Source organism: Streptomyces sp. NPDC013157, assembly GCF_042899865.1.
GTDB lineage: Bacteria > Actinomycetota > Actinomycetes > Streptomycetales > Streptomycetaceae > Streptomyces.
On sequence record NZ_JBIBAK010000022.1, the window covers coordinates 208,589 to 230,837 of the forward strand.

22 protein-coding genes are annotated in these 22,249 nt (G+C 70.7%); 7 read left to right on the forward strand and 15 right to left on the reverse strand.

Going from position 1 to position 22,249, the window contains the following annotated elements:
- Positions 1-60: 60 nt before the first annotated feature.
- The 6 genes from cbiE to ACFY6U_RS45695 form a co-directional block, all read right to left on the reverse strand.
- Entirely contained in the window at positions 61-1,287 is a 1,227-nt protein-coding gene (gene cbiE, locus ACFY6U_RS45670; RefSeq protein ID WP_351498913.1) for a precorrin-6y C5,15-methyltransferase (decarboxylating) subunit CbiE, read from the reverse strand.
- A 114-nt stretch (positions 1,288-1,401) separates the two neighbouring features.
- Positions 1,402-2,031 (reverse strand): GNAT family N-acetyltransferase, encoded by a 630-nt coding sequence (locus tag ACFY6U_RS45675; protein WP_390048105.1) that lies wholly within the window; start codon positions 2,029-2,031, stop codon positions 1,402-1,404.
- A 173-nt stretch (positions 2,032-2,204) separates the two neighbouring features.
- On the reverse strand, positions 2,205-3,041 hold the full coding sequence (locus ACFY6U_RS45680) for a MetQ/NlpA family ABC transporter substrate-binding protein (protein WP_390048107.1): 837 nt from the start codon (positions 3,039-3,041) through the stop codon (positions 2,205-2,207).
- A 67-nt stretch (positions 3,042-3,108) separates the two neighbouring features.
- A complete protein-coding gene (locus ACFY6U_RS45685; protein WP_390048109.1) occupies positions 3,109-3,834 on the reverse strand; it encodes a methionine ABC transporter permease in 726 nt (241 codons plus the stop codon).
- A complete protein-coding gene (locus tag ACFY6U_RS45690; RefSeq protein WP_390048111.1) occupies positions 3,831-4,865 on the reverse strand; it encodes a methionine ABC transporter ATP-binding protein in 1,035 nt (344 codons plus the stop codon). Before ACFY6U_RS45690 ends, ACFY6U_RS45685 begins: the two co-directional genes overlap by 4 nt.
- Positions 4,866-5,182: 317 nt before the next feature.
- Positions 5,183-5,830, reverse strand: coding sequence for an HAD family hydrolase (locus ACFY6U_RS45695; protein ID WP_390048113.1), 648 nt, complete (start codon positions 5,828-5,830; stop codon positions 5,183-5,185).
- Positions 5,831-5,899: 69 nt separating this feature from the next.
- Between ACFY6U_RS45695 and ACFY6U_RS45700 the strand changes: the two genes are divergently transcribed.
- Both ACFY6U_RS45700 and ACFY6U_RS45705 read left to right on the forward strand, forming a co-directional pair.
- Entirely contained in the window at positions 5,900-6,259 is a 360-nt protein-coding gene (locus tag ACFY6U_RS45700) for a hypothetical protein (protein WP_390048114.1), read from the forward strand.
- Positions 6,240-6,680, forward strand: a complete 441-nt coding sequence (locus ACFY6U_RS45705; RefSeq protein ID WP_390048116.1) for a hypothetical protein — start codon at positions 6,240-6,242, stop codon at positions 6,678-6,680. Before ACFY6U_RS45700 ends, ACFY6U_RS45705 begins: the two co-directional genes overlap by 20 nt.
- Positions 6,681-6,731: 51 nt before the next feature.
- Here ACFY6U_RS45705 and ACFY6U_RS45710 read toward each other — a convergent pair whose 3' ends face one another.
- The 3 genes from ACFY6U_RS45710 to ACFY6U_RS45720 form a co-directional block, all read right to left on the reverse strand.
- Positions 6,732-7,229, reverse strand: a complete 498-nt coding sequence (locus ACFY6U_RS45710; RefSeq protein ID WP_351498915.1) for a GNAT family N-acetyltransferase — start codon at positions 7,227-7,229, stop codon at positions 6,732-6,734.
- A gap of 44 nt (positions 7,230-7,273) precedes the next feature.
- Positions 7,274-7,780 carry an RNA polymerase sigma factor gene (locus ACFY6U_RS45715; protein WP_390048117.1) on the reverse strand — a complete coding sequence of 169 codons (507 nt, stop codon included), beginning with the start codon at positions 7,778-7,780 and terminating at the stop codon, positions 7,274-7,276.
- A gap of 74 nt (positions 7,781-7,854) precedes the next feature.
- Positions 7,855-9,039, reverse strand: coding sequence for a glycerophosphodiester phosphodiesterase (locus ACFY6U_RS45720; RefSeq protein ID WP_390048119.1), 1,185 nt, complete (start codon positions 9,037-9,039; stop codon positions 7,855-7,857).
- 320 nt (positions 9,040-9,359) lie between these two features.
- Between ACFY6U_RS45720 and ACFY6U_RS45725 the strand changes: the two genes are divergently transcribed.
- Both ACFY6U_RS45725 and ACFY6U_RS45730 read left to right on the forward strand, forming a co-directional pair.
- Positions 9,360-10,031 carry a lysophospholipid acyltransferase family protein gene (locus ACFY6U_RS45725; protein ID WP_390048121.1) on the forward strand — a complete coding sequence of 224 codons (672 nt, stop codon included), beginning with the start codon at positions 9,360-9,362 and terminating at the stop codon, positions 10,029-10,031.
- A 180-nt stretch (positions 10,032-10,211) separates the two neighbouring features.
- The gene (locus tag ACFY6U_RS45730; RefSeq protein WP_390048122.1) at positions 10,212-11,879 is read left to right on the forward strand and encodes a multicopper oxidase family protein; all 1,668 of its coding nucleotides are present in this window, start codon (positions 10,212-10,214) and stop codon (positions 11,877-11,879) included.
- A gap of 69 nt (positions 11,880-11,948) precedes the next feature.
- On the opposite strand, the gene ACFY6U_RS45735 is transcribed toward ACFY6U_RS45730, so the two are convergent.
- The 3 genes from ACFY6U_RS45735 to ACFY6U_RS45745 form a co-directional block, all read right to left on the reverse strand.
- Positions 11,949-13,475, reverse strand: a complete 1,527-nt coding sequence (locus ACFY6U_RS45735) for an MFS transporter (RefSeq protein ID WP_390048124.1) — start codon at positions 13,473-13,475, stop codon at positions 11,949-11,951.
- The gene (locus ACFY6U_RS45740; protein WP_351498887.1) at positions 13,472-14,023 is read right to left on the reverse strand and encodes a helix-turn-helix domain-containing protein; all 552 of its coding nucleotides are present in this window, start codon (positions 14,021-14,023) and stop codon (positions 13,472-13,474) included. Before ACFY6U_RS45740 ends, ACFY6U_RS45735 begins: the two co-directional genes overlap by 4 nt.
- Positions 14,024-14,106: 83 nt before the next feature.
- Positions 14,107-15,078, reverse strand: a complete 972-nt coding sequence (locus ACFY6U_RS45745; RefSeq protein WP_390048126.1) for an aldo/keto reductase — start codon at positions 15,076-15,078, stop codon at positions 14,107-14,109.
- A 167-nt stretch (positions 15,079-15,245) separates the two neighbouring features.
- Here ACFY6U_RS45745 and ACFY6U_RS45750 point away from each other — a divergent pair, with 167 nt between their 5' ends.
- The gene (locus ACFY6U_RS45750; protein WP_390048128.1) at positions 15,246-16,001 is read left to right on the forward strand and encodes an HAD family hydrolase; all 756 of its coding nucleotides are present in this window, start codon (positions 15,246-15,248) and stop codon (positions 15,999-16,001) included.
- 17 nt (positions 16,002-16,018) lie between these two features.
- Here the strand turns inward: ACFY6U_RS45750 and ACFY6U_RS45755 are convergent, their stop codons facing one another.
- From ACFY6U_RS45755 to ACFY6U_RS45765, 3 genes are all read right to left on the reverse strand, one after another.
- Entirely contained in the window at positions 16,019-17,455 is a 1,437-nt protein-coding gene (locus tag ACFY6U_RS45755; RefSeq protein WP_390048130.1) for a hypothetical protein, read from the reverse strand.
- 299 nt (positions 17,456-17,754) lie between these two features.
- Positions 17,755-19,185 carry an argininosuccinate lyase gene (argH, locus tag ACFY6U_RS45760; RefSeq protein ID WP_390048132.1) on the reverse strand — a complete coding sequence of 477 codons (1,431 nt, stop codon included), beginning with the start codon at positions 19,183-19,185 and terminating at the stop codon, positions 17,755-17,757.
- A 79-nt stretch (positions 19,186-19,264) separates the two neighbouring features.
- Positions 19,265-20,458, reverse strand: coding sequence for an argininosuccinate synthase (locus ACFY6U_RS45765; RefSeq protein ID WP_390048133.1), 1,194 nt, complete (start codon positions 20,456-20,458; stop codon positions 19,265-19,267).
- A 189-nt stretch (positions 20,459-20,647) separates the two neighbouring features.
- Between ACFY6U_RS45765 and ACFY6U_RS45770 the strand changes: the two genes are divergently transcribed.
- A complete protein-coding gene (locus ACFY6U_RS45770) occupies positions 20,648-21,517 on the forward strand; it encodes a hypothetical protein (protein ID WP_390048135.1) in 870 nt (289 codons plus the stop codon).
- Between the two features lie 63 nt (positions 21,518-21,580).
- A partial coding sequence (locus ACFY6U_RS45775) for a pyridoxamine 5'-phosphate oxidase family protein (protein ID WP_390048137.1) occupies positions 21,581-22,249 on the forward strand: 669 nt, incomplete at its 3' end.

Consider the following 22,249-nt stretch of genomic DNA (forward strand, 5'->3'; position numbering starts at 1 on the left):
CCGGGCCACCGGTGCGGTGCAGCGATCGGCCAGCCTACCGCGCGCAGTATGACAACAGGATCACGGGGCGCGCTCGGGGAGAACACCGCTGAGCAGGAACGCGACGTTCCGCTCGGTCTCCGTCCAGGCCCTGGTGTCGAGTTCGACGGACTGCAGGAGGGCGCATTCGACGTGGTATCCGTGCTCGGTCAGGTCGCGTCCTACGAGTTCGGCCGCGTCGCGGGTGGCGGCGTGGGTGACGATGCGCTGCGGGCGGCGGTCGGCGACCGCGTTCACCACGGCCGCTCCCCCGCCGCCGACCCGGACGACATCGGGTTCGGGCAGGTTCTCCAGTACGTGGGGCGCGCCGCCGTGCACGATCTGGAGCTGGACGCCGAACTTCCGGGCGGCCGTCTCGCTGCGCACACACGCCGCGAGGTCCCGGTCGACGGCGATGACGGCGGCGCCGGCGCGCGCGGCCTCGGTGGCGAACGCGCCACTGCCGCAGCCGATGTCCCAGACGAGGTCTCCGACCCGGGGTCCCAGCCGGGCGAGTTGGGCGGCCCGCAGCAGATCCGTTTCCCCTTCGCCGAGCGGGGCTCCGTCGCCGTACTCCGCGTCGGGCAGCACCCAACCGCGCGGGCCGGCCGCCGGATCGCGGCCGGCGATCCAGCCGCCGCCCTCGGGCACCGTCACCGCCCCGGTCGTACCGCCGATGACGATGACGACGTTGGGGTCGCGCCAGGCGTGGTCGGCGGCCTTGTCGGAGGTGACGACGTGGACCTGTTCGCGTTCGGTGCCGAGTTCCTCGCAGATGACGAAGGTGCGGTGCACGCCTTCCATCAGCAGGCCGAGTTCGGCGGGGCCGGCGCCGGGTGAGGTGAGGACGGCGACCTTGGTGTGGGCGCGGCACACGTTCACCGCGCGTCGCAGGGTGCGCCGGTGGGCGACGACCACCTGTGCGTCGTCCCAGGGCATCCCGGCGCGGGCGAAGGCGGCGGCCACCGAGGAGACGGCGGGGACGACCTCGACCTCCAGGCCGAACTCGGGCGCGCGCAGGGTCCGTACGACGCCGAAGAAGCCGGGGTCGCCGTCGGCGAGTACAACGGCGGTGCCGCGGTGGCCGGCGATGCGGCGGGCGGCGAGTGCGACGCTGCCCAGGCGGATGCGTTCGGCCCCGGGCGGCACCTCGGGGAGGGCGAGATGGTGGGCCGCGCCCGCGACGAGCGTGGCGGCGCCGAGTGCGCCGCGCCCCGCGGCGGTCAGGGGCGAGCCGTCCCAGCCGATCACCGTGACCCGGTCGGCCATCGTCGTCAGTCTCCAGGGTTTTCGCAGGTCGTCAGGGTCCGGGCCCGGCGGGCGGGCTCCGTGAGAGTACCTGGTGGAGGTGTACGGCGCGCGACGGGGCGAGTCCCGCCGCCGTCAGTTCCAGGAGGTGAAGCCGTCGCTTCCGGCGAGTTCCTCACCCGCGCCCTCCAGGTCCTCCGGGAGCAGGCTCCACACGATGTAGTCGCTGCGCACGTCCGCCCAGGTGCCGTCCTCGGTGCGGACGTGGACTATGCAGGCGTTGCGCAGCACGCCCTCGCTGATACAGCCGATCTTCTGTGCCACCTGCTGCGCGGCGGTGTTGTCGGCGGCGGTGCGCAGCTCGATGCGCTCGAACTTCTGGTCGCCGAGCAGCCACTGGGCGGTGGCGAGCGCGGCCTCGGAGGCATAGCCCTCGCCGCGGGCCCAGGGGGCGATGATGTACGACAACTCGGTCGACCGGATGTGCCAGTTGGTCCTGGCGAGCCGGACTACGCCGACCAGGCGCTGGGTGAGGAACTCGGTGACGGCGAGGTCGTAGCCCCGGCCGGCGAGCCGCTCGGCCGGGACGCCCTCGGTGATCCAGCGCCGGGCGGCGTCCTCGCTGTACGGCTGCGGGACGCTGGTCCAGGCCGCCACCTGCTCGTCGTTCATCATCTCGGCCAGCGCGGGCACGTCGTCCTCGTCGAGGGGACGCAGCACCAACCGCTCCGTGCTGATGGAGATGTTGGGGAAGGTGCTAGTCATGCGCCGCTCCGTAACCTTCGGAAATCCTTCAGGGCCAAACCGTCAGGGCCTGCGAACTGCCCAGCATGCAGCATGAAACCACTGAACCGCACGACGGGGTCCACCCGTGGTGACCGAGTGGACCCCGTGCGTGGCGATACGCCGTATACGTGCCGTCAGTAGGACGCGACGGCTCAGAAGGACGGGATGACCGAGCCCTGGTACTTGTCCTCGATGAACTTCTTCACCTCGGGCGAGGTGAGGAGCTTGGCGAGCTTCTTCACCCGCGGGTCCTTCTCGTTGCCCTTCTTCACCGCGAGGAAGTTGCCGTACGGGCTGTTCTTCGCGGACTCCAGGACGAGGGCGTCCTTGGCGGGCTTGATGCCGGCCGAGATGGCGTAGTTGCCGTTGATGACCGCGGCGTCCACGTCGTCCAGGGAGCGCGCGGTCTGGGCCGCCTCGACCTCCTTGAACTGGAGGTTCTTCGGGTTCTTGGCGATGTCCTGCGGGGTCGCCTCGCTGCCGGCGCCGTCCTTGAGGGTGATGAGCCCGTTGGCGGCGAGCAGCTTGAGGGCGCGCGCCTCGTTCACGGAGTCGTTGGGGACGGCGACGGTCGCACCGCTCTTCAGCGCGTCGACGCTCTTGACCTTGTGGGAGTAGAGGCCGAGCGGCTCCAGGTGCACCGTGACGACGGGCACGATGTGGGTGCCGCGCTTCTTGTTGAAGTCGTCGAGGTACGGCTTGTTCTGGAAGTAGTTGGCGTCCACCGAGCCGTCCTCGGTCGCCGTGTTCGGCGTGATGTAGTCGGTGAACTCCTTGACCTCCAGGTCGAGTCCGGCCTTCTTCGCCAGGTTGTCCTTGATGTAGTCGAGGATCTCGGCGTGCGGGGTCGGGCTCGCGGCGACGACCAGCGGTCCGCTGTAGTCGGCGGAGCCGGAGGCGGAGTCCTTGTCCGAGCCGCAGGCGGTGAGCCCGAAGGTGAGGGCTCCGGCGGCGAGGACGGCGGTGGTGAGCTTGGCGGTGTTACGCACGAAAAGTGCCTTTCCTTAAGGGTGGAGCGACCCCGCGGAGGGTGGTGCGGGGAAAACAGGGGTGGGCTCAGACGGTCTTGCTCGTCGCGGTGGACGCCTTGAGCAGCCGGAGCTTCGGCACCGGGCCCGACCGGCCGCCCCGGCGGTGCAGCGAGCGGGCCGCGTAGTCGCCGGCGAACTGGATGACGGAGATGACGACGGCGAGGATGGCGACCGTGATCCACATCAGCTCGGTCTCGAACCGCTGGTAGCCGTAGCGGATGGCGATGTCGCCGAGTCCGCCGGCGCCGACCGTGCCGGCCATGGCGGAGTAGCCGATGAGCGCGACGATCGTGGTCGTGGTGGAGGAGATGAGCGAGGGCAGCGACTCGGGTACGAGGACCTTCCGTACGACGGTCCAGGTGTTGCCGCCCATCGACTGCACGGCCTCCACGAGCCCGCCGTCCACTTCGCGGACAGCCGTCTCGACGAGGCGGGCGAAGAAGGGGATGGCGCCGATCGCGAGCGGCACGATGGCGGCCTCGCGGCCGATGGTCGTCCCGGTGATCCAGCGCGTGAAGTTCATCAGGGCGACCATGAGGATGATGAACGGCATCGAGCGGGCGACGTTCACGATCTGCCCGATGACCTTGTTGGCCAGCACGTTCTGGAGCAGGCCGCCCCGGTCGGTGAGGACGAGCAGGACGCCGAGCGGGAGGCCGCCGACGACGGCGATCAGCGTGGACCAGCCGACCATGTAGAGCGTGTCCCAACACGCCTGGGACAGCAGCGGCTGCATCTCGGACCAGGTCACTTGGCACCGTCCTTCACCAGTGCGGGCTCCTGGCCCAGTACGTCGATCCGCAGGCCCTGCTCGCGCAGGAAACCGATGGGCACCACGTTGTCCTCGTAGCGGCCGGGGAGTTCGATGCGCATCCGGCCGATCTGGAGGCCGCCGACGGTGTCGATGGCGGCGCCGAGGATCGATATGTCGATGTTGTAGGTGCGGGAGAGCTGGGAGATGACCGGCTGGGTGGCGGCCTCACCGTGGAAGGTGACGTCCAGGACGGTGCGGTCGTCGGCGGATGCGTCGCCGCCGACCGGGAAGAGCGCGGCGGCCAGCTCGGAGCCGGGGGTCGCGAGCAGTTCGCTGACGGTCCCGTGCTCGACGATGCGGCCGCGTTCCATCAGCGCGGCCGAGTCGCAGATGGTCTTCACGACGTCCATCTCGTGCGTGATGAGCAGGACGGTCAGGCCGAGCTGCCGGTTCAGGTCGCGCAGCAGCTGGAGGATGGAGCGGGTGGTCTCCGGGTCCAGCGCACTGGTGGCCTCGTCGGAGAGCAGCACCTTGGGGTCGCCGGCCAGGGCGCGGGCGATGCCGACGCGCTGCTTCTGGCCGCCGGAGAGCTGGGCCGGGTAGGCCTTCGCCTTGTCGGCGAGCCCGACGAGGTCGAGCAGCCCAAGTGCCTTGCGGGAACGTTCCTTCCCCGACTTTCCGAGGATTTCCAGCGGCAGCTCGACGTTGTCCTGGACGGTCCGGGAGGACAGCAGGTTGAAGTGCTGGAAGACCATGCCGATCCGGCTGCGCGCCTGCCGCAGCTCCCGGCCGGCCCGGGGACCGCGTCCGGCGAGGGCGGTGAGGTCCTGCCCGTCGACCGTCACGGTGCCGGTGGTGGGGCGTTCCAGCAGGTTGACGCAGCGGATGAGCGAGGACTTGCCGGCGCCGGACTGGCCGATGACGCCGTACACCTCGCCCTCGCGGACGTGCAGGTCGACGCCGTCGAGGGCGGTGACCTCTCGGCCGCGGGTGCGATAGACCTTGGTCAGGCCCGATGTGGTGATCACTGGGATTCCATCACTGTTGAGTACGCGGGCGTGGGTGTGCCCTGGTACGGGAGGAAGAACGTGCGCGGGGCAGCCGGGTCACATACGACTCAGGGCGTACGGACAGGCCACGGCAGCTCGCTTCGGGGCGCGAGGCTCTGGGGTGGTGCGGGGGCCCTCTAGAAGGCGCACATTCGACACATACAACGAGCACCGGGCGTCATGGTCGCCTCGGTCGCAGGAGTGCGGTCGCTCGTCGTGGTCATGCGATCAGTAAACCAGACCTACGGTCCTGACAGGCCGCCGCCGTCCGCATGCTGGACAGCGGCGGACACCTTTCAGCCGCGGGGCGATATCTCGACGCCGTCCTCGGCGACCAGCGCGGACAGGGCCGAGAGGTCCTTCACCACGAGGTCCGCGGTCAGCTCGTGCGCCTGGTGGGTTGTGGCCAACGCCACGGTGGTCATGCCGGCCGCGCGGCCCGCCTGGAGTCCGGCGGGGGCGTCCTCGAAGACCACGCAGTGCGCCGGGTCGACACCGAGGTGCCGGGCGGCGAGGAGGTAGGGCTCGGGATCGGGCTTGCCACGGGTGATGTCGTCGGCGCAGACCAGCGTCTTCGGCCGGATCCCGACCGCTTCCAGGCGGGCCTCGGCCAGGCGGCGGGTGGCGGAGGTGACGACGGCCCAGCGGTCGGCGGGCAGGGAGTCGAGGAGGGCGGCGGTGCCGGGGAGCAGGTGGACGCCGCCGTTGGGGACGTCCTCCACCTCCAGCTGTTCGACGCGGGCGACGGCTTCCGGTACGAGGGCCGGCGGGAGCAGGTCGGCGACGATGTCCGCGGCGGGCCGTCCGTGCAGCTCGACTCGGGCGAACTCCTCGGTGACGCCGTACTCCGCCGCCCAGCGGGTCCAGCAGCGCTCGACCGATTCGAGGGAGGAGACCAGGGTGCCGTCGTTGTCGAAAAGCAGGGCTTGTGCGTGGATCGTCATGGTCTAGACCCTACGGTGTACGACAGGGGCGACGGCATCGGGCCGATTCGGCCGTAATAAGGTCACCGCATGCTCAATGCCCTGCTGCTGGTGACCGGAGTCGCCGCGCTGCTGCTCGCCGCGTGGTGCGGCTGGGCGGCGTACCGGGACCAGCCGACGAAGGACTGGCACTTCATCGGGATGGCCGTGGTGACGGTGCTGGCGGTGATCCAGCTGATCGCCGGGATCGTCCTGCTGGCGCGGGGCGAGAAGCCGGACCAGGGGACGACGATCTTCATCGCCTATCTGCTGGGCGCGTTCGCGTGCGTGCCGGCCGCGGGGTTCATGTCGCTCGCCGAGCGGACGCGGTGGGGTTCCGTGACGGTCGCCGCGGGCGGTGTGGTGCTGGCCGTGCTGGAGGTGCGGCTCTATGACATCTGGGGAGGGTGAGGTGACGGCCGTGGAAGAGAGGCCGAAGCGGCTGACCAGCGGGCCGGGGACGCTGCTGGTGTGGTTCTACGGTGTGATGGTCGTCGGGGCGGTGTCGCGATCTGCTTACCAGATCGCGACCGAGTTCGACCGGGCGCCGCTCGCGTACTCGTTGTCCGCCGTTGCCGGGGTCGTGTACGCGTTCATCACGTACACGCTGGTGCGGGGCGGCGAGACTGCGCGCAGGGTGGCGCAGGTGTGCTGCGCCGCCGAGCTCGCGGGGGTGTTGATCGTGGGTACGTGGACACTCGTCGACTCTTCCGCGTTCCCGGATGCGACCGTGTGGTCGGACTACGGGATGGGGTACGTGTTCATTCCCGTGCTGTTGCCGCTTTCCGCGTTGTACTGGTTGCGGAAGGGCGCCCAGGAGGCAGGGGTCTGAGGAAGGCCCGCGCCCCCAGAAGGGGGCGCTCCAGCCAAGGGGGCTGCAAAGTCACGCCGTTGTCGCGTATGTGCTCGCCGGCTTTTCCAGGACGATCATCGGGACGCCGTCTGCGCCCTTTGACGTGCCTACCGTTTCGTAGCCGACCCGGCGGTACAGGCGGAGGTTGCCCTCACTGCGGTGGCCGGTGAAGAGGCGGAACCTCTTGGCGCCGCGCTGTTCGGCGAGGGCCTCCTCGGCCGCGCGGAGCAGGCGGGCGCCGATGCCGTGGCCCTGGAGGCGGGGGTGGACGCAGAGCTTGCCGATGGCGGCGGCGCCGTCCTCGGTGACCGAACCGCGGACCGAGCCGACGACCTCCTCGCCGAGGCGGGCGACGAAGACGCAGTCGGTGGCGAGTTCCTGGCGGACCGAGTCGAGGCTCTGGACGAGCGGGTCGATGCGGTAGTTGCCGTACAGCGCCGCTTCACTCTGGAAGCACAGGTACTGGAGCCTGAAGATCTGCTCTGCATCCTGCTCGGTCGCCACCGAGATGGTCACGCTCATGCCCATGTGCGCACGCCTCCCGCTCACCTGATCGCCTGTCGTTCTCACTCCTATCCCCGCGCTTCGCGGGGCGCAACCTCCGGCGTCAACAATCGGCGCAGACAACCCAGACATCTGGAGCGTTCCGGGCCGAGACTGCCCTGTGAGATACCCAACTCCCCCGCGATTTCCCGGTATGTCAGGTCCTTCGGGGAGAGCAGTGCCTGCAGGAGGCGGGGGCAGCGGCCGGGGAGGCGGGCGACCGCCTCGCGCAGGGCGCGGTGCCGGGCGGTGGTGAGGACACGTTGTTCGGGGGTGGGGACCCCGGGGTCGGCGGGGTCGGTGGAGTAGGGGTGTTCCCGGCGGGCGGTGCGCCGGGTGCGGCGGGACTCGGCGCGCACGGCCCGGCGCAGCCAGTCCTCCGGGGCCCGGGGTGGGCCGTGGGTCTCCAGCCGCTCCAGGAGGCGGAGCCAGACCGTCTGCTCCAGGTCGCGGGGGTCGCTGCCGCAGGCCTGTGCCTCGGCGGCGGCCTCGGCGGTGAGCAGCGGGCGCAGGGCGGCGACCAGGTCGTTCGTCACATGCGGAACGACGCGGCCGCCCCGGCACAGGTTGCCGGGGCGGCCGGGAGACACCCCGAACGGGGCGCGGGGGCTCAGCCGTTGACGAAGTCGGCGCGGGCCAGCAGGGCGGTGTCGGCGTTGTCGGTGAAGACGCCGTCGATGCCGGTCTCGAAGTACTTCTGGAAGGCCGGGAAGACGTTGCCGTACGCGTCCGCGTCGCTGCCGATGCGGTAGGCCGGCGGCAGGAAGGGGTTCTCGTTGCGCATCGTGTACGGGTGCAGGATCAGACCGACCTTGTGCGCGTCCGCGACCAGCGTGCTCGGCGTGGTGAAGTTGCCGTTCGCGTCCTTCGGGATGATCAGGTCCAGGGTCGGGCCGATGCCCTGCGCGTAGCCGGCGATCTCACGCAGCCCCTTGGGCGTGATCAGGTCGGCGACGGTGCGCGGGTCGCCCGTCGCGACGAAGTCGTACGGCCGGGTGGTCGCGCCGGAGAGCAGGACCACGAGCGGGTTGTCGACCAGCGTGTTCAGTCGCTGGATGCTGGTCGGCTCGAAGGACTGCAGGATGACCGGCGAGTTCCGCTTGTCCTTGCCGTACTTGCGCAGCAGCTTGGCGACGCGCTCCTCGAGGCCGAGGCCGAGGCGGCGGAAGTAGGTGGGGTGCTTGGTCTCGGGATAGATCCAGACCTGCTTGCCGCGCTTGCGGCTCTGCTCGTCCTGCCACTTGAGGACTTCCTCGAAGGTGGGGATCTCCCAGCGGCCGTTGTAGATCGTGTTGTGCGGGCGGTTGGCCGGGATGCGCTCGATCGCCCGCAGCGTCTTCAGCTCGGCGAGCGTGAAGTCCTCGGTGAACCAGCCGGTGGTGGGGACGCCGTCCAGCGTCTTGGTGGTCTTGCGGTCGGCGAACTCGGGGTGGTCGGCGACGTTCGTGGTGCCGCCGATCTCCGGCTCGTGGCGGCAGACCAGGTGGCCGTCCTTGGTGGGGACGAGGTCGCCGGCCTCGACGACGTCGGCCCCGAGGTCGAGGGCGAGGTTGTAGGAGCCGAAGGTGTGCTCCGGGCGGTAGCCGCTGGAGCCACGGTGGCCGATGATCGTCGGCTTCGGCAGGCTCTTCAGGCCGCCGTTGCCGTGCGCGGCCTGCCTGGCCTCGGCCGCTCTGGCCGCGCCGGGCAGGCCGAGGACCGCGCCACCGGCGCCGAGCACCGCGGCGCCGAGCAGGGCCCGCCGTCCGGTCGTGCCGTTCACCTGCGTCCGCTCGTTCGAGTCGTCCGTGTTCATGAGCGCCCTCCTGACCCTCGCCCTTCGATGCCGGCTGATCGTAGGACTGCACATGTGACCGAAGGGAGACCGCCGACCCAACGGTCGGGTGACGCCGTATGGCTGATGGACGGCGAGTCATGACGGGGCGTCGGCGACATCCGTCACATCGTCGCAGGCTCGTTACGAGCCGACTCCGGGACGTCACCGCAGGTAAACCAGCGTCAACACTACGTAAGACCTCGGTGAACCGGCCGCACCCGATGTGCGCTTCCGGCGGCGCCGCGAGTAATGTCCTCACCTGCACAGACTCATACCGCCCCTCGACATCGGAGGACCCGTTGTCCCGCTTCGCGCTCATCAAGGCAGTGCTCGGACCGATCATGCGCCTGATGTTCCGCCCCCAGGTCGAGGGCGTGGAGCGCATCCCGGGGGACGGGCCGGTCATCCTCGCCGGCAACCACCTCACGTTCATCGACTCGATGATCCTGCCGCTCGTGAGCAAGCGGCAGGTGTTCTTCATCGGCAAGGACGAGTACGTCACCGGGAAGGGCCTCAAGGGCCGGCTGATGGCTTGGTTCTTCACGGGTGTCGGCATGATCCCGGTGGACCGGGACGGCGCGAGCGGCGGCGTCGCCGCGCTGATGACCGGCAAGCGGGTCCTGGACGAGGGCCGGATCTTCGGGATCTACCCGGAGGGCACCCGCTCCCCCGACGGCCGGCTCTACCGGGGCCGTACCGGCATCGCGCGGCTGACGCTGATGACCGGCGCGCCGGTGGTCCCCTTCGCGATGATCGGCACGGACAAGCTGCAGCCGGGCGGCGCGGGCATCCCGCGGCCCGGCAAGGTCACCGTCCGGTTCGGCGAGGCCATGGAGTTCTCCCGGTACGAGGGGATGGACCGGGACCGCTACGTGCTGCGGGCCGTGACCGACTCGGTGATGGCCGAGGTGATGCGGCTGTCCGGGCAGGAGTACGTGGACATGTACGCCACGAAGGCGAAGGCCGCCTGACGGCGGAGGCGGGCTGACACTCTTTCGGCGCAAGGGCACGGACCGGTGGTCCGTGCCCTTCTGTCTGCCATCTGCCTGACACCCGTCCGGCGTCCGCCTGCCGGTGGAATCTGCCCCGACACTTCGGTCATTCGTCTGCATTTACCGGCCATATGAGCACACAGCATGTCTTATTCAGACATGCAGAAACCTTCTCGGCGTACCCTGCTCCGTGCTCCGTTCGCTGCCGCCGGCGCGGGACTCCTCGCGGCATGTACCGACTCGGGCTCCGAACCCCGTTCCGGCCCGCAACACACGGCCGGCACTTCGGCGTTCGTCCCGCAGGGGCCCAAGGGGTACGTCAATCCGTCGGACCCGGAGGTGCTGGCGGCCGAGCGGAAGCGCGGGTCCGGCCCCGTCCGCATGATCAGGTTCACGGCCGCCAGGAGCATGCTGGACCTGGGCGGGCGGTCGGTCCACAGCTGGGCGTACAACGAGTCGGTCCCGGGGCCGCTGGTGCGCGTCACCGCCGGTGACGTCCTCAGCCTGACCCTCTCCAACCAGCTGGCCGACAAGACCACGCTGCACGCCCACGGGGTGCGCCTGCGCTGCGACATGGACGGTGTCCCGGACCTGACCCAGCCGCCCATCCAGCCGGGCACGGACTTCGTCTACCGGTTCGTCGCCGCGCACCCGGGCACGTATCTGCTCCACTCGCACGTCGGCATGCAGCCCGACCGGGCCCTGTACGCGCCGTTCATCGTCGACGACCCGAAGGAGCCGCTCGCCTACGACCAGGAGTGGATCGTCGTCCTGGACGACTGGGTCGACGACATCGACGGCTCCAACCCCGAGCAGGTGCTCGACCAGCTCAAGCCGGGCGGGTCGATGGCGATGAACATGGGGATGGGCATGGGCCCCGGCCACACGAGCCCGAGCCCCCACGGGTCGGCGCACGCCTCCGCGTCCCCGTCCAGACCCACGTCCACACCCTCGGCCAAGGGCAAGTCGAAGAAGCCGACGGGCCCCGACCGGATCCTGCGCAACTCCCACAGCGAGCTGCTCCACGGCGAGGGCGGCAACGTCGCCTACCCGCACTACCTGGCCAACGGCCGCCTGCGCACCGACCCCTCGGTCTTCCGCTGCCGCCCCGGCGACCGGGTCCGGATCCGCATCATCAACGCGGGCTCCGAGACGGCCTTCCGGGTCGCGCTCGGCGGCCACGAGATGACCGTGACCCACACCGACGGCTACCCCGTGCAGCACAAGCGGACCGACGCGCTGCTCATCGGCATGGCCGAGCGGTACGACGTCCTCGTCACCGCCAAGGACGGCGTCTTCCCGCTCGTCGCACTCGCCGAGGGCAAGAAGGGCAAGGCGATGGCGATCCTCCGCACCGACAAGGGGAGAAACCTTCCGGCGCCGGATGTCCGCCCGAACGAGCTGGACCGCGAGATCGTGCCGGCTCGCCGCCTGCTGCCGGCCGAGTCCGTCGCCATGGACGACCGGGTCCCCGACCGCGACCTGCTCATCAGGATCACCGGCACGATGCAGCGGTACGACTGGGGGTTCGACCACACGCAGTACGACGTGCGGCAGCGGCACGAGGTGCGGTCGGGTGAGCGGGTGCGGCTGACGCTCGTCAACGCGACCGACATGTGGCACCCGATGCATCTGCACGGGCACACGTTCTCGGTCACCGGGATCAGCTCGGCGGGGGCGCGCAAGGACACGACGATCGTGTTGCCGCACCGCAAGCTGGTGCTCGACTTCGATGCCGACAACCCCGGGTTGTGGATGCTGCACTGCCACAACCAGTACCACTCGGAGAGCGGGATGATGACGGTGCTCGGTTACAAGAAGAAGTGAGGTGGGAGGGGTTCGGTGGCATTTTGGGCGCGGGTGCGTCGTGGTTTCTCGCGCAGTTCCCCGCGCCCCTTACGGGGCGCTCTCCAGCCGTTGATTTCGTAGCAGGAACCAGGCCGCCACCGCCGTTGCCAGGAGGACGGCGGCGCCTGCGCCCGAGGCCAGGTGGAGGCCGTGGGTGAAGGAGTCGCGGGCCGCTGTCAGCATGTCGGTCGCCGTGGGTGCGGGCATGGTCTTCGATGCCTCCAGCGCCGCGCCCAGCGACTCGTGGACGGCGGCCGGGGTGCCCGGCGGGGCCGTGAAGCCGCGGTAGACGCCCATCACGATCGAGCCGAGCAGGGCGATGCCCAGCGCCGCGCCCAGTTCGTACGCCGTCTCGGAGACCGCCGAGGCGGCACCGGCCTGGTCCTTGGGGACGCTGGAGAGGATGACGTCCGCCGTGACCGTGAAGGAGAAGCCCGCGCCGACGCCGACCACCAGGAGGGCGGCGCCGAGCACCGGGTAGCCGGTGGACTGCGAGAGGGTGGTCAGGGCCGCGAGGGCCACGCCCACGGCCGCCAGGCCGCCGGAGACCACCGCCCGTACCGAGTGACGGCGGGCCGCCCGGCCGGCCGCCAGGCCCGCCGCCACCGCGCCGACCGCGGCCGGGAGTTCCGCGAGGCCCGCCTCGAACGGGTGCCTGCCCTGGACCAGTTGCAGGTACTGGGAGAGGAAGAACACGAGGCCGGACATGCCGAGCACGGTCAGCAGGTCGGCCAGGACGGCGCCGCTGAAGCCGCGGTTGCGGAACAGCCGCATGTCCAGCAGGGGCTTGGGCATGGTGAGCTGGCGGTGGACGAAGCCGTAGAGGGCCATGACGCCGAGCAGGGCGGCGGCCGCGGTCACGCCGGTGAGGCCGTGGGTCGCGGCCTCCTTCACCGCGTACACGACGGCGATCATGCCGACCAGTGACAGGACGACGCTGATCAGGTCCCAGGGGCCCGGGGCCGGATTGCGGGATTCCGGGAGCGTCCTGAGGCCGACGAGGACCAGGACGACCATCACCGGCAGGTTGATCAGGAAGACCGACCCCCACCAGAAGTGTTCCAGCAGGAAGCCGCCCACGATCGGGCCGACGGCGGTGCCCGCCGAGGCCGCCGCACCCCAGATGCCGACGGCGAGGCTGCGCTCGCGCGGGTCCTGGAAGAGGTTGCGGATCAGGGCGAGGGTGGCCGGCATCAGGGTCGCGCCCGCGACGCCCAGCAGGGCGCGGGCCGCGATCAGCAGCCCGGGGGTGGTCGCGTACGCGTTCAGGACGGATATCGCGCCGAACGCCGTGGCGCCGACGAGCAGGATCCGCTTGCGGCCGATGCGGTCGCCGAGGCTGCCCATCGAGACCAGCAGTCCGGCGATGACGAACGAGTAGACGTCACCGATCCAGAGCAGCTGGGTGCCGGAGGGGTCGAGGTCTTCGCTGATGTAGGGGGTCGCCAGGCCGAGGACGGTCGCGTCCACGGCCACCAGCAGCACGGCGAGCACGAGGGCGGAGAGGGCGAGCCAGCGGCCCGGCCGCTTCTCCTCCGTCTCCGCGACGCGCGCCGGCTGCACGGTGCCGGTCATGATTCCTCTCTCCGTCGTGCGCCGCCGAGCAACAGCTCGACGATCATGTGGGTGAAGTCCTTGGGGGCGACGCGGCCTTCGGAGACCGCCCAGGCGGCGGAGGCCAGCAGGCCGTACAGCGCCTCGGTGAGCCAGGCGGGCGTGAGGTCGATACGGAACTCGCCGGTCCGCTGGCCGCGCCTGAAGAGGGCCGCGATGCGGTCGTCGATCCGCGTCCAGCCCTGGTTCTGCGCGTCGCCCTCGAACAGCTGGTTCTCGGTGTAGAGGAAGGCGAGCAGGCCGGCGGCCGGTTCGATCTCGCGGACCAGACGGTGTACGGCGTCGGTCGCCGGGCCCTCGTCCAGGCGGGCCGCGTCCAGGGCCGCCTCGCACTCCTCGATGCCGAGCGCCTCCAGCGCGCGGACGAGCGCGTCGCGCCCCGCGAAGTGCCGGTGCAGGGTGGCCCGGCTGATCCCGGCGGCCTTGGCGACCTCGTCCATGGTCGCGGTGGCTTTGCGGGTCAACAGGGCGGCTGCGCTGCGCAGGACGTGGTCGCGGTCGAGGGCCATGAGACAAGAGTAACCCAGGTGAGACACCTTTGTCTCACGAGGGGCATGTGTGACTCACATGGGACTGGTCAGGGCAGGTTCTGTCAGTGCCAGGGCAGGCTGCCGCGGCGCTCCCAGTAGGCGCGCGGCTCCTCGGCCAGGGTGGCGAGGCGGGTCAGCTGGTCCGCGTCGAGGTCGACCACGGCCGCGTGCAGGTTGGAGGCGAGCTGGCCGACCGTCGCCGCGCCGGAGAGGACGACCCCGGCCCACGGCTGGCGGAGTACCACCGCGAGGGCGACGGCGTCGCAGCCCAGGCCGGTCTCCTCGGCCACGGCCCGCAGGGTGTCGGGGGCGTGCGGGGCGGCCAGCCGGCCGTTGGCCATGCCCTCCTTCACGATCACCGTGAGTCCGGCGTCGTGCGCCTCGGCGAGGGCCGGGCCCGCCGAGGTCTCCAGGGCGTTGTACGTCGACTGGACGGTGCGGAAGAGGGGCTCGCCGTCGGCCGTCACGGCGAGGGCGGCGCGGATCGCGTCGGCCTGGGCGGGGCCGCTGGTGGAGAAGCCGATGGTGAGGCCGGTGGCCGCCGCTTCGGCGAGGCGGGCGTGCAGTTCCTTGTCGGTGAGGGCGGGGCTGTCCGGGGTCACCGAGTGGATCTGGTAGAGGTCGAGCCGGTCGCCGAGCAGCTCGGCGGTCTCGGCGCGCTGGCGGTCGTAGGTCCCCAGGCTGTGGTCCTTGACCTCGTGCGTCTCGGCGTCCGCCGACCAGCCGGCCGTGTAGGTGTAGCCCCACTTGCTGCCGACGACGACGTCGGTGACCTCGGGGCGGGCGGCCAGCCAGGCGGCCAGGAACTCCTCGCTGCGGCCGTAGGAGCGGGCCACGTCGAAGTAGCGGACGCCCTGGGCGTAGGCGGCGTCAAGGAGTTCGTGGGTCCGGGCGCGGAGCGCTTCGACACTGCGGTCCTCGCCGAAGTCGTCCTCGCGGCCGAGGTTGATGTAGCCGGGGCGTCCGACGGCGGCGAGGCCGAGTCCGATGTGCGCGGTGGGCGTGGTCGCGGTGGCCAGGCGGCTGAACGGCATGGGGGCTCCGGCACGATCGGCGTAGGGGATCTCACGTCAGGAAAGTCAATCTACCCAGCCCCGCGCGGTTCAGCCCGCGCCGGGAGCGGTCCTCCCATGTCACGCCCGCGGAGCTTTCACCCCCGTGGTCCCGACTCGAAAGCGTTCGCCCTGGGGAGGCACTCCCCATGTCTGTGATCTTCTTCGACATCGGGGAGACCCTCGCGGATCCCCACGTGGACCCCGACGGCTCGCTGCGGCTGCGGCCCCTGCCGCGGGTCGGCGCCGTGCTCGACGCCCTCGACGAGGTGCGCAAGGGCATCATCTCCAACCCCGGGCCGGGCGACGGCGCCGCGGCGCGGGTGGCGGACGCGCTGGCGGAGGCGTTCCCCGGCCGTTTCACCGACCAGGCCCTCGTGCACTGGGGCGCGAAGGACAGTCGCGGGATCTTCGACCGGGCGGTCGCGAGCGCGGGGGGAGCGCCGGCCGACGCATGCGTCTTCGTGGGTGAGGACGCCCGGGAGCGGGCGTTCGCCCGGGAGGCGGGGATGCGTACCGCGCCGCATCCGGTGTTCACCCCGGCCGCGATGGAGGACCGTCCCGTGTTCCGGGCGCGGATCGGGTTGCCGGACGGCCAGGAACCGCCCGCGTTGACCGCGGCCATGGACGGGACCGAGGCCGTTCCCGTGCAGGCGGTCTCCCAGCGGCTCGTGGTCGCCATGGTGACCGCGCTGGGCGGCGAAGCGCTCGAACGCGCCGGTTTCACGGTGGCCGTGCAGGGGCCGGTGGAGGAACTGGCGGGCGCCGAGAAGTTCGCCGACGACCTGTTGGCCCGCGGCGAGGCGGTCTTCGAGGGCGAGGAGCCGACGTCCAGGACGACACACGTGATCAAGCGCGAGGACGACGGACGGCTCACCGTCCGTCGCCTGCGCTTCTTCCGGTGATCTCCCGGACCGGCCGCTCAGTCGAAGCAGCGCCGGACCAGGCTCAGCCCCTCGCTGGTCGTGCTCCGCGCGATCTCGTGCGTCTTGAGCCGGTAGGGGCTGTCGTCGGCGAACGACGTGGCGGAGCGGTGCTCTTCGGGCACGTGGACGCGGCCGCGGCGGAAGAGGTCCTCGAGGTACGAGGTCGCGACGCGGTCGGGGTCGGAGGGCCGCACCGAGCCGCCGGCGGGGTCGGAGCCCGCGATGCCGAAGCGTCGCTCCTGCGCCGGGGCGGAGAGGGCGAGCGGCTGGGTGAGGCCGTACGTCGTCCCCTGGACCGTGACGGGCGTCAGCCCCTCGTCGTCGCCACCGCCCGGCGTCGCCTCGGCGATTCCGGCGCCCCGGCGGGCCACCTCCGGCTCGGTGATGGACGCGGCGGACTCCAGGGAGAGGATGCCGTGCCGGATGAATGCCGAGCGCAGGGACTGGCCGTACATCCCGCCGTTGCGGCGGTGGTCCGCGGCGATCATGTGACCCGCGACCTGCGCGTAGTAGGCGGACACCACCGGTGCGGCCACGACGGCGTCCACCAGCAGCTGCCCCGCGATCTCGGCCGCCCTGCCCAGACCGGCCTGGTCCTGGAGGTCCTGCTGCCGGAAGATCCCGGCGACGATCTTCAGGAACGCGCCGCTGAACACCCGGGAGAACGAGTGCGGCTCGCTGGAGAGCCTGCTCGCAGGCTCGTTGGGCGACAGCAGCACCGGGTCGCGGTAGAAGAAGCTGTTCGCCAGGTTGCGCAGGCAGTCCGGGTCCACCGCGGTCGGGTGGCCCTGCCGGATCGCCCAGCCCAGTTGCTCGGCCATCCGGGAGATCCGCGAGGACAGTTCGAGGTTGCTCTGCGTCTCGGCGAGTACCGCGATCCGCAGCGACTCCAGCTGGAGGGAGCCCAGCAGGGCGCTGATGTCGCCGAACGCCTCGTGCAGGGCGGCCGTCTCCGCGCTCGCCATGTTGAACAGCTGGGGGCGCAGGGCGTCGAGGACCGCGTGCCCCGTCTCGTGCTGGACGACCTCGTTGCTCTCGCACGCGGCGACGTTGACGCCCGCCACCGTGCTGCGGAAGAACCACAGGCCCTTGCGGTCGTAGAAGGCGTTCAGGTCGTCCCCCGCGTTGAGGTGCGCCGTGAGGGCGCGTCCGACCTGCGGATGCCACTTCGTCCCGGTCGGGACCAGCGGCCCCCAGGTCTGGCCGGCCCGGCTCAGCGAGTCTGCCGCCACCCAGTAGCGGAATGCCTCGGTACCGGGCCCGGCGCCGTTCGGCTGGGGCGCGGTCTCCGCGATGGCCGTCGGAAAGGGCTGGGTGTCCAGCTGGGGGACGGGATGCGGTACGGGCATGTTGATGTGCAGCGGGTCTCCGCCGGGGTCGTCCTCGAACACCAGGACCGTCGGCATGGTCGCTTGCTGTGGCTGCGCCGTCATGGCGGCTCCATGTGGGGGTGGGATGGGGGTGGTGGAGTGCACCAGAAAGACACTTATGACCAAAAGCGTCTCCTGGTTCAGTACGAGGCCCCGGTAGCCCGGTGTCAATTCGAACAGGAGCAGGCGGATGTGCCTTCGACCGGCGTCGGCGGCGGCTGAGCAGGGGCGCCCCCTTGGCCCGCCCCGCCGCGCACGGCCCGCCGATCCCGGCGAGGCCGGCGGCCAGTCGGGGGACGGACGGGCGCAGCGAGAAGGGCCCGGACGGTGTGTCCGGGCCCTTCCGACTGCGCCGTGCGGGGCTAAACCGTCCTGGCCGTCGCCCACGCGTGCTGTGCCGCCACGTCCGCCTTGACCTCGGTCAGCTGGACCGCCACCGCGCTCGGGGCCGTGCCGCCCCTGCCGTTGCGGGAGGCGAGGGCGCCCGGGACGTTGAGGACCGTCCGGACCTCCGGGGTCAGGTGGGCGGAGATCTTCGCGAACTGCTCGTCCGTCAGCTCGTTGAGTTCCTTGCCCTCGGCCTCCGCCGCCTTGACGCACTCGCCGGCCACCTCGTGGGCGACGCGGAAGGGCACGCCCTGCTTGACCAGCCACTCGGCGATGTCGGTGGCGAGGGAGAAGCCGGCCGGGGCCAGTTCCTCCATGCGCTCGCGGTGGACGGTGAGGGTGGCCATCATGCCGGTGAAAGCGGGGAGCAGGACCTCCAGCTGGTCGCAGGAGTCGAAGACCGGCTCCTTGTCCTCCTGGAGGTCGCGGTTGTAGGCGAGCGGGAGGGCCTTGAGGGTGGCCATCAGGCCGGTCAGGTTGCCGATCAGGCGGCCGGACTTGCCCCGGGCCAGCTCCGCGATGTCGGGGTTCTTCTTCTGGGGCATGATCGACGAGCCCGTGGAGAACGCGTCGTGCAGGGTCACGAAGGAGAACTCCTTCGTGTTCCAGATGATGACCTCCTCCGCGATCCGGGAGAGGTTCACGCCGATCATCGCGGTGATGAAGGCGAACTCGGCGACGAAGTCGCGGGAGGCCGTGCCGTCGATGGAGTTCGCGGAGCTGCCGTGCTCGAAGCCGAGGTCCTTCGCCACCGCCTCCGGGTCCAGGCCGAGGGAGGAGCCCGCGAGGGCGCCGGAGCCGTACGGGGAGACGGCCGTGCGCTCGTCCCACTGGCGCAGCCGCTCGGCGTCCCGGGTCAGGGACTGGACGTGGGCCAGGACGTGGTGGGCGAAGAGGACCGGCTGGGCGTGCTGCAGGTGGGTGCGGCCGGGCATCGCCACGTCCGGGTGGGCCTCGGCGAGGCCGATCAGCGCGTCCTGAAGGTCGGCGATCAGGCCGCCGATGATGCGGGCGTGGTCCCGCAGGTACATCCGGAAGAGCGTCGCCACCTGGTCGTTGCGGGAGCGGCCGGCGCGCAGCTTGCCGCCGAGGTCGGGGCCGAGGCGCTCCAGGAGGCCGCGCTCCAGGGCGGTGTGGACGTCCTCGTCGGCGATCGTGCCCACGAAGGAGCCGTCGGCGACGTCGGCTTCGAGCTGGTCGAGGCCGGCGATCATGCGCTGGAGCTCGTCCTCGGTGAGCAGGCCAGCCTTGTGCAGCACGCGCGCGTGGGCACGCGAACCGGCGATGTCGTAGGGCGCGAGCCGCCAGTCGAAGTGGACGGACGCGGACAGCTTCGCCAGGGCCTCGGCGGGACCGTCGGCGAAACGGCCGCCCCAGAGCCGTACGTCACCGCTGTTGCTGCTCACTTGCGTTGCTCCTAGAAGAGATACGGATGTGGCACCGCCTCCCCGGCCATGAACGGGGAGGCGGTCGTCACGTTACTGCTCAGGACAGGTCACGCCGTGCGGCGATCTTCGACGACAGGCTGTAGATGTCGATGAAGCCCTTGGCCGCGGCCTGGTCGAAGGTGTCGCCGGAGTCGTAGGTGGCGAGGTTGAAGTCGTACAACGACGATTGCGAGCGGCGGCCGGTGACGACCGCGCGGCCGCCGTGGAGCGTCATGCGGATGTCCCCGGTGACGTGCCGGTTCGCCTCTTCGACGAAGCCGTCGAGGGCGCGCTTGAGCGGGGAGAACCACTGGCCGTCGTAGACGAGTTCGCCCCAGCGCTGCTCCACCTGCCGCTTGTAGCGGGCGAGTTCGCGCTCGACGGTGACGTTCTCCAGCTCCTGGTGGGCCGTGATGAGCGCGATCGCGCCCGGGGCCTCGTACACCTCGCGGGACTTGATGCCGACGAGACGGTCCTCGACCATGTCGATGCGGCCGACGCCCTGGGCGCCCGCGCGCTCGTTCAGCTCCTGGACGGCCTGCAGGACCGTCACGGGCTTGCCGTCGATCGCCACCGGGGCGCCCGCCTCGAAGGTGACGACCACCTCGTCGGGCTCGCGCGGGGTGGCGGGGTTCTGCGTGTACTCGTAGATGTCCTCGATCGGGCCGTTCCAGATGTCTTCCAGGAAGCCGGTCTCGACGGCGCGGCCGAAGACGTTCTGGTCGATGGAGTACGGGGACTTCTTGGTGGTCGCGATCGGGAGGTTCTTCGCCTCGCAGAAGGCGATGGCCCGGTCGCGGGTCATCGCGTAGTCGCGGACCGGGGCGATACAGGTCAGGTCTGGCGCGAGGGCGACGATGCCGGCCTCGAAGCGGACCTGGTCGTTGCCCTTGCCGGTGCAGCCGTGGGCGACCGTGGCGGCGCCGTGCTTGCGCGCGGCGGCGACCAGGTGCCTGACGATCGCCGGGCGGGAGAGCGCGGAGACCAGCGGGTAGCGGTCCATGTAGAGGGCGTTCGCCTTGATCGCGGGGAGGCAGTACTCCTCGGCGAACTCGTCCCTGGCGTCGGCGACCTCGGCCTCGACCGCACCGCACGCGAGGGCGCGCTTGCGGATGACGTCAAGGTCCTCGCCGCCCTGGCCGACGTCCACCGCGACGGCGATGACCTCGGCGCCCGCCTCCTCGGCGATCCAGCCGATGGCGACGGAGGTGTCCAGCCCGCCGGAGTAGGCGAGTACGACGCGCTCGGTCATGGGTCCCTCCTCCCGTACATCCGCTTGCTATGCATGAGTATGCAGAGCACTGCATGATTCGTCAATCCAACCGTGCTCGGCGGACCGATATGAAAAAGGTTTGAACAAACGAAACCGCTTACACGTACCCATGCCTGAACGCTGGCGCCGCGTTTGTAAACCCACCTCTGACCCAAGTGAGGCATCCGCATGTCCAGGGCTCTTCCGAAGTACAACAAGCGTCGTGTCGCGCTCATCGGCGGTGCCGCCGCCGTGGCACTCTCCGGCGCGGTCATCGCCGGTTCGGCCCTCGCCGGTACGCCCGACAAGAGCAGCGACACGAGCAACGCGCGCACCCTCGCCGCCTCGCCCGGCACGATCACCTGCCCGGACGTCGCCTCGCAGCTGCCGGCGATCCCCGCCTCCGCGAAGGCCGAGGTCGACAGAAACCTCACGCTCCTCCAGACGCAGATCCAGGAGGCCAACAAGCGGCTGGTCGACACGGTGGGCCAGGGCGGACCGAACTTCGTGAACAACGCGATCCTCGGCCCCCTCAAGGACAAGCGCGTGGCGACCATCAACCGGATCGCGACCGCGATCGGTCGTACGGCCGCCAAGCCGACCGGCCTGGACTCGCTGGCACCGTGCACCCTGAACGCGAGCGGGACCGCCACGAACACGGGCAGCGGCACGGCGACGGGCACCGCCTCGGCCGCGGCCACGCCGAGCACGGCGGCGACCCAGCAGCAGTCGACGGGCAGCACCGGGAACACGAGCAGCAGCGCCGTCGGCACGATCACCTGCCCGGACGTCGCCTCCCAGCTGCCGGCGATCCCCGCCTCCGCGCAGGCGGAGGTCGACCGCAACCTCACCCTGCTCCAGACCCAGATCACCGAGGCCAACAACCGGCTCCAGAGCACGGTCGGCCAGGGCGGACCGAACTTCGTCCAGAACGCGATCCTCGGCCCGCTGGCGGACAAGCGGAAGTCGACCATCGACCGGATCGCCATCGCGATCGGCCGGACCTCGACCAAGCCGACCGGCCTCGACTCCCTGGCCGCCTGCACGCTCACCAAGTGACGTGACAGGCAGCTGTGGCCGCCCCGTGTACAGCGCCGGCCGGGGCGGCCACAGTGGGGCCTCATGGGAAAGACCTACGAACGCATCGACGGCAGGCTCCGCACGTTCATCGAGCAACAACCCCTGTTCTTCGCCGCCACCGCGCCGCTCGCGGGCGACGGCACGGTCAACCTCTCCCCCAAGGGCCTGAAGGGTTCCTTCGCCGTACTCGACGAACTGACCTTCGCCTACCTCGACTTCGCCGGCTCCAACGCCGAGACCATCGCCCATCTGCGGGAGAACGGCCGCATCACCCTGATGTGGTGCGCGTTCCAGGGCCCGCCGAACATCGTGCGCGTGCACGGCCGCGGCGAGGCGGTCTTCCGCGACGACCCGCGCTTCACGGCCCTCCTCACCCGTTTCCCGGACATCGACCCGACCCGGCACGGCCTGCGCGCGATCATCGTCGTGCACGCCGAACTCATCCGCGACAGCTGTGGTTACGCGGTCCCCTACATGGCCTACGAGGCCGACCGCGAGCTGCACGAAAGGCGGTTCGCGCGCGAGGACGACGCCTCGCTGAGCGCGTACTTCGAGAAGAAGGACCACATCGCGGTAAGCCTGGACGGCCTACCCGGGCTGCCGTTGCCGCTGCCTCCGTCTAGCCCCGGACTTCGCGGGTCACCGTTTCAGGTCTTGTGGCCAGGCCGACCAACTACGGGGCCGCCTCGCGGAAGAGGGCCAGGAGAGCGT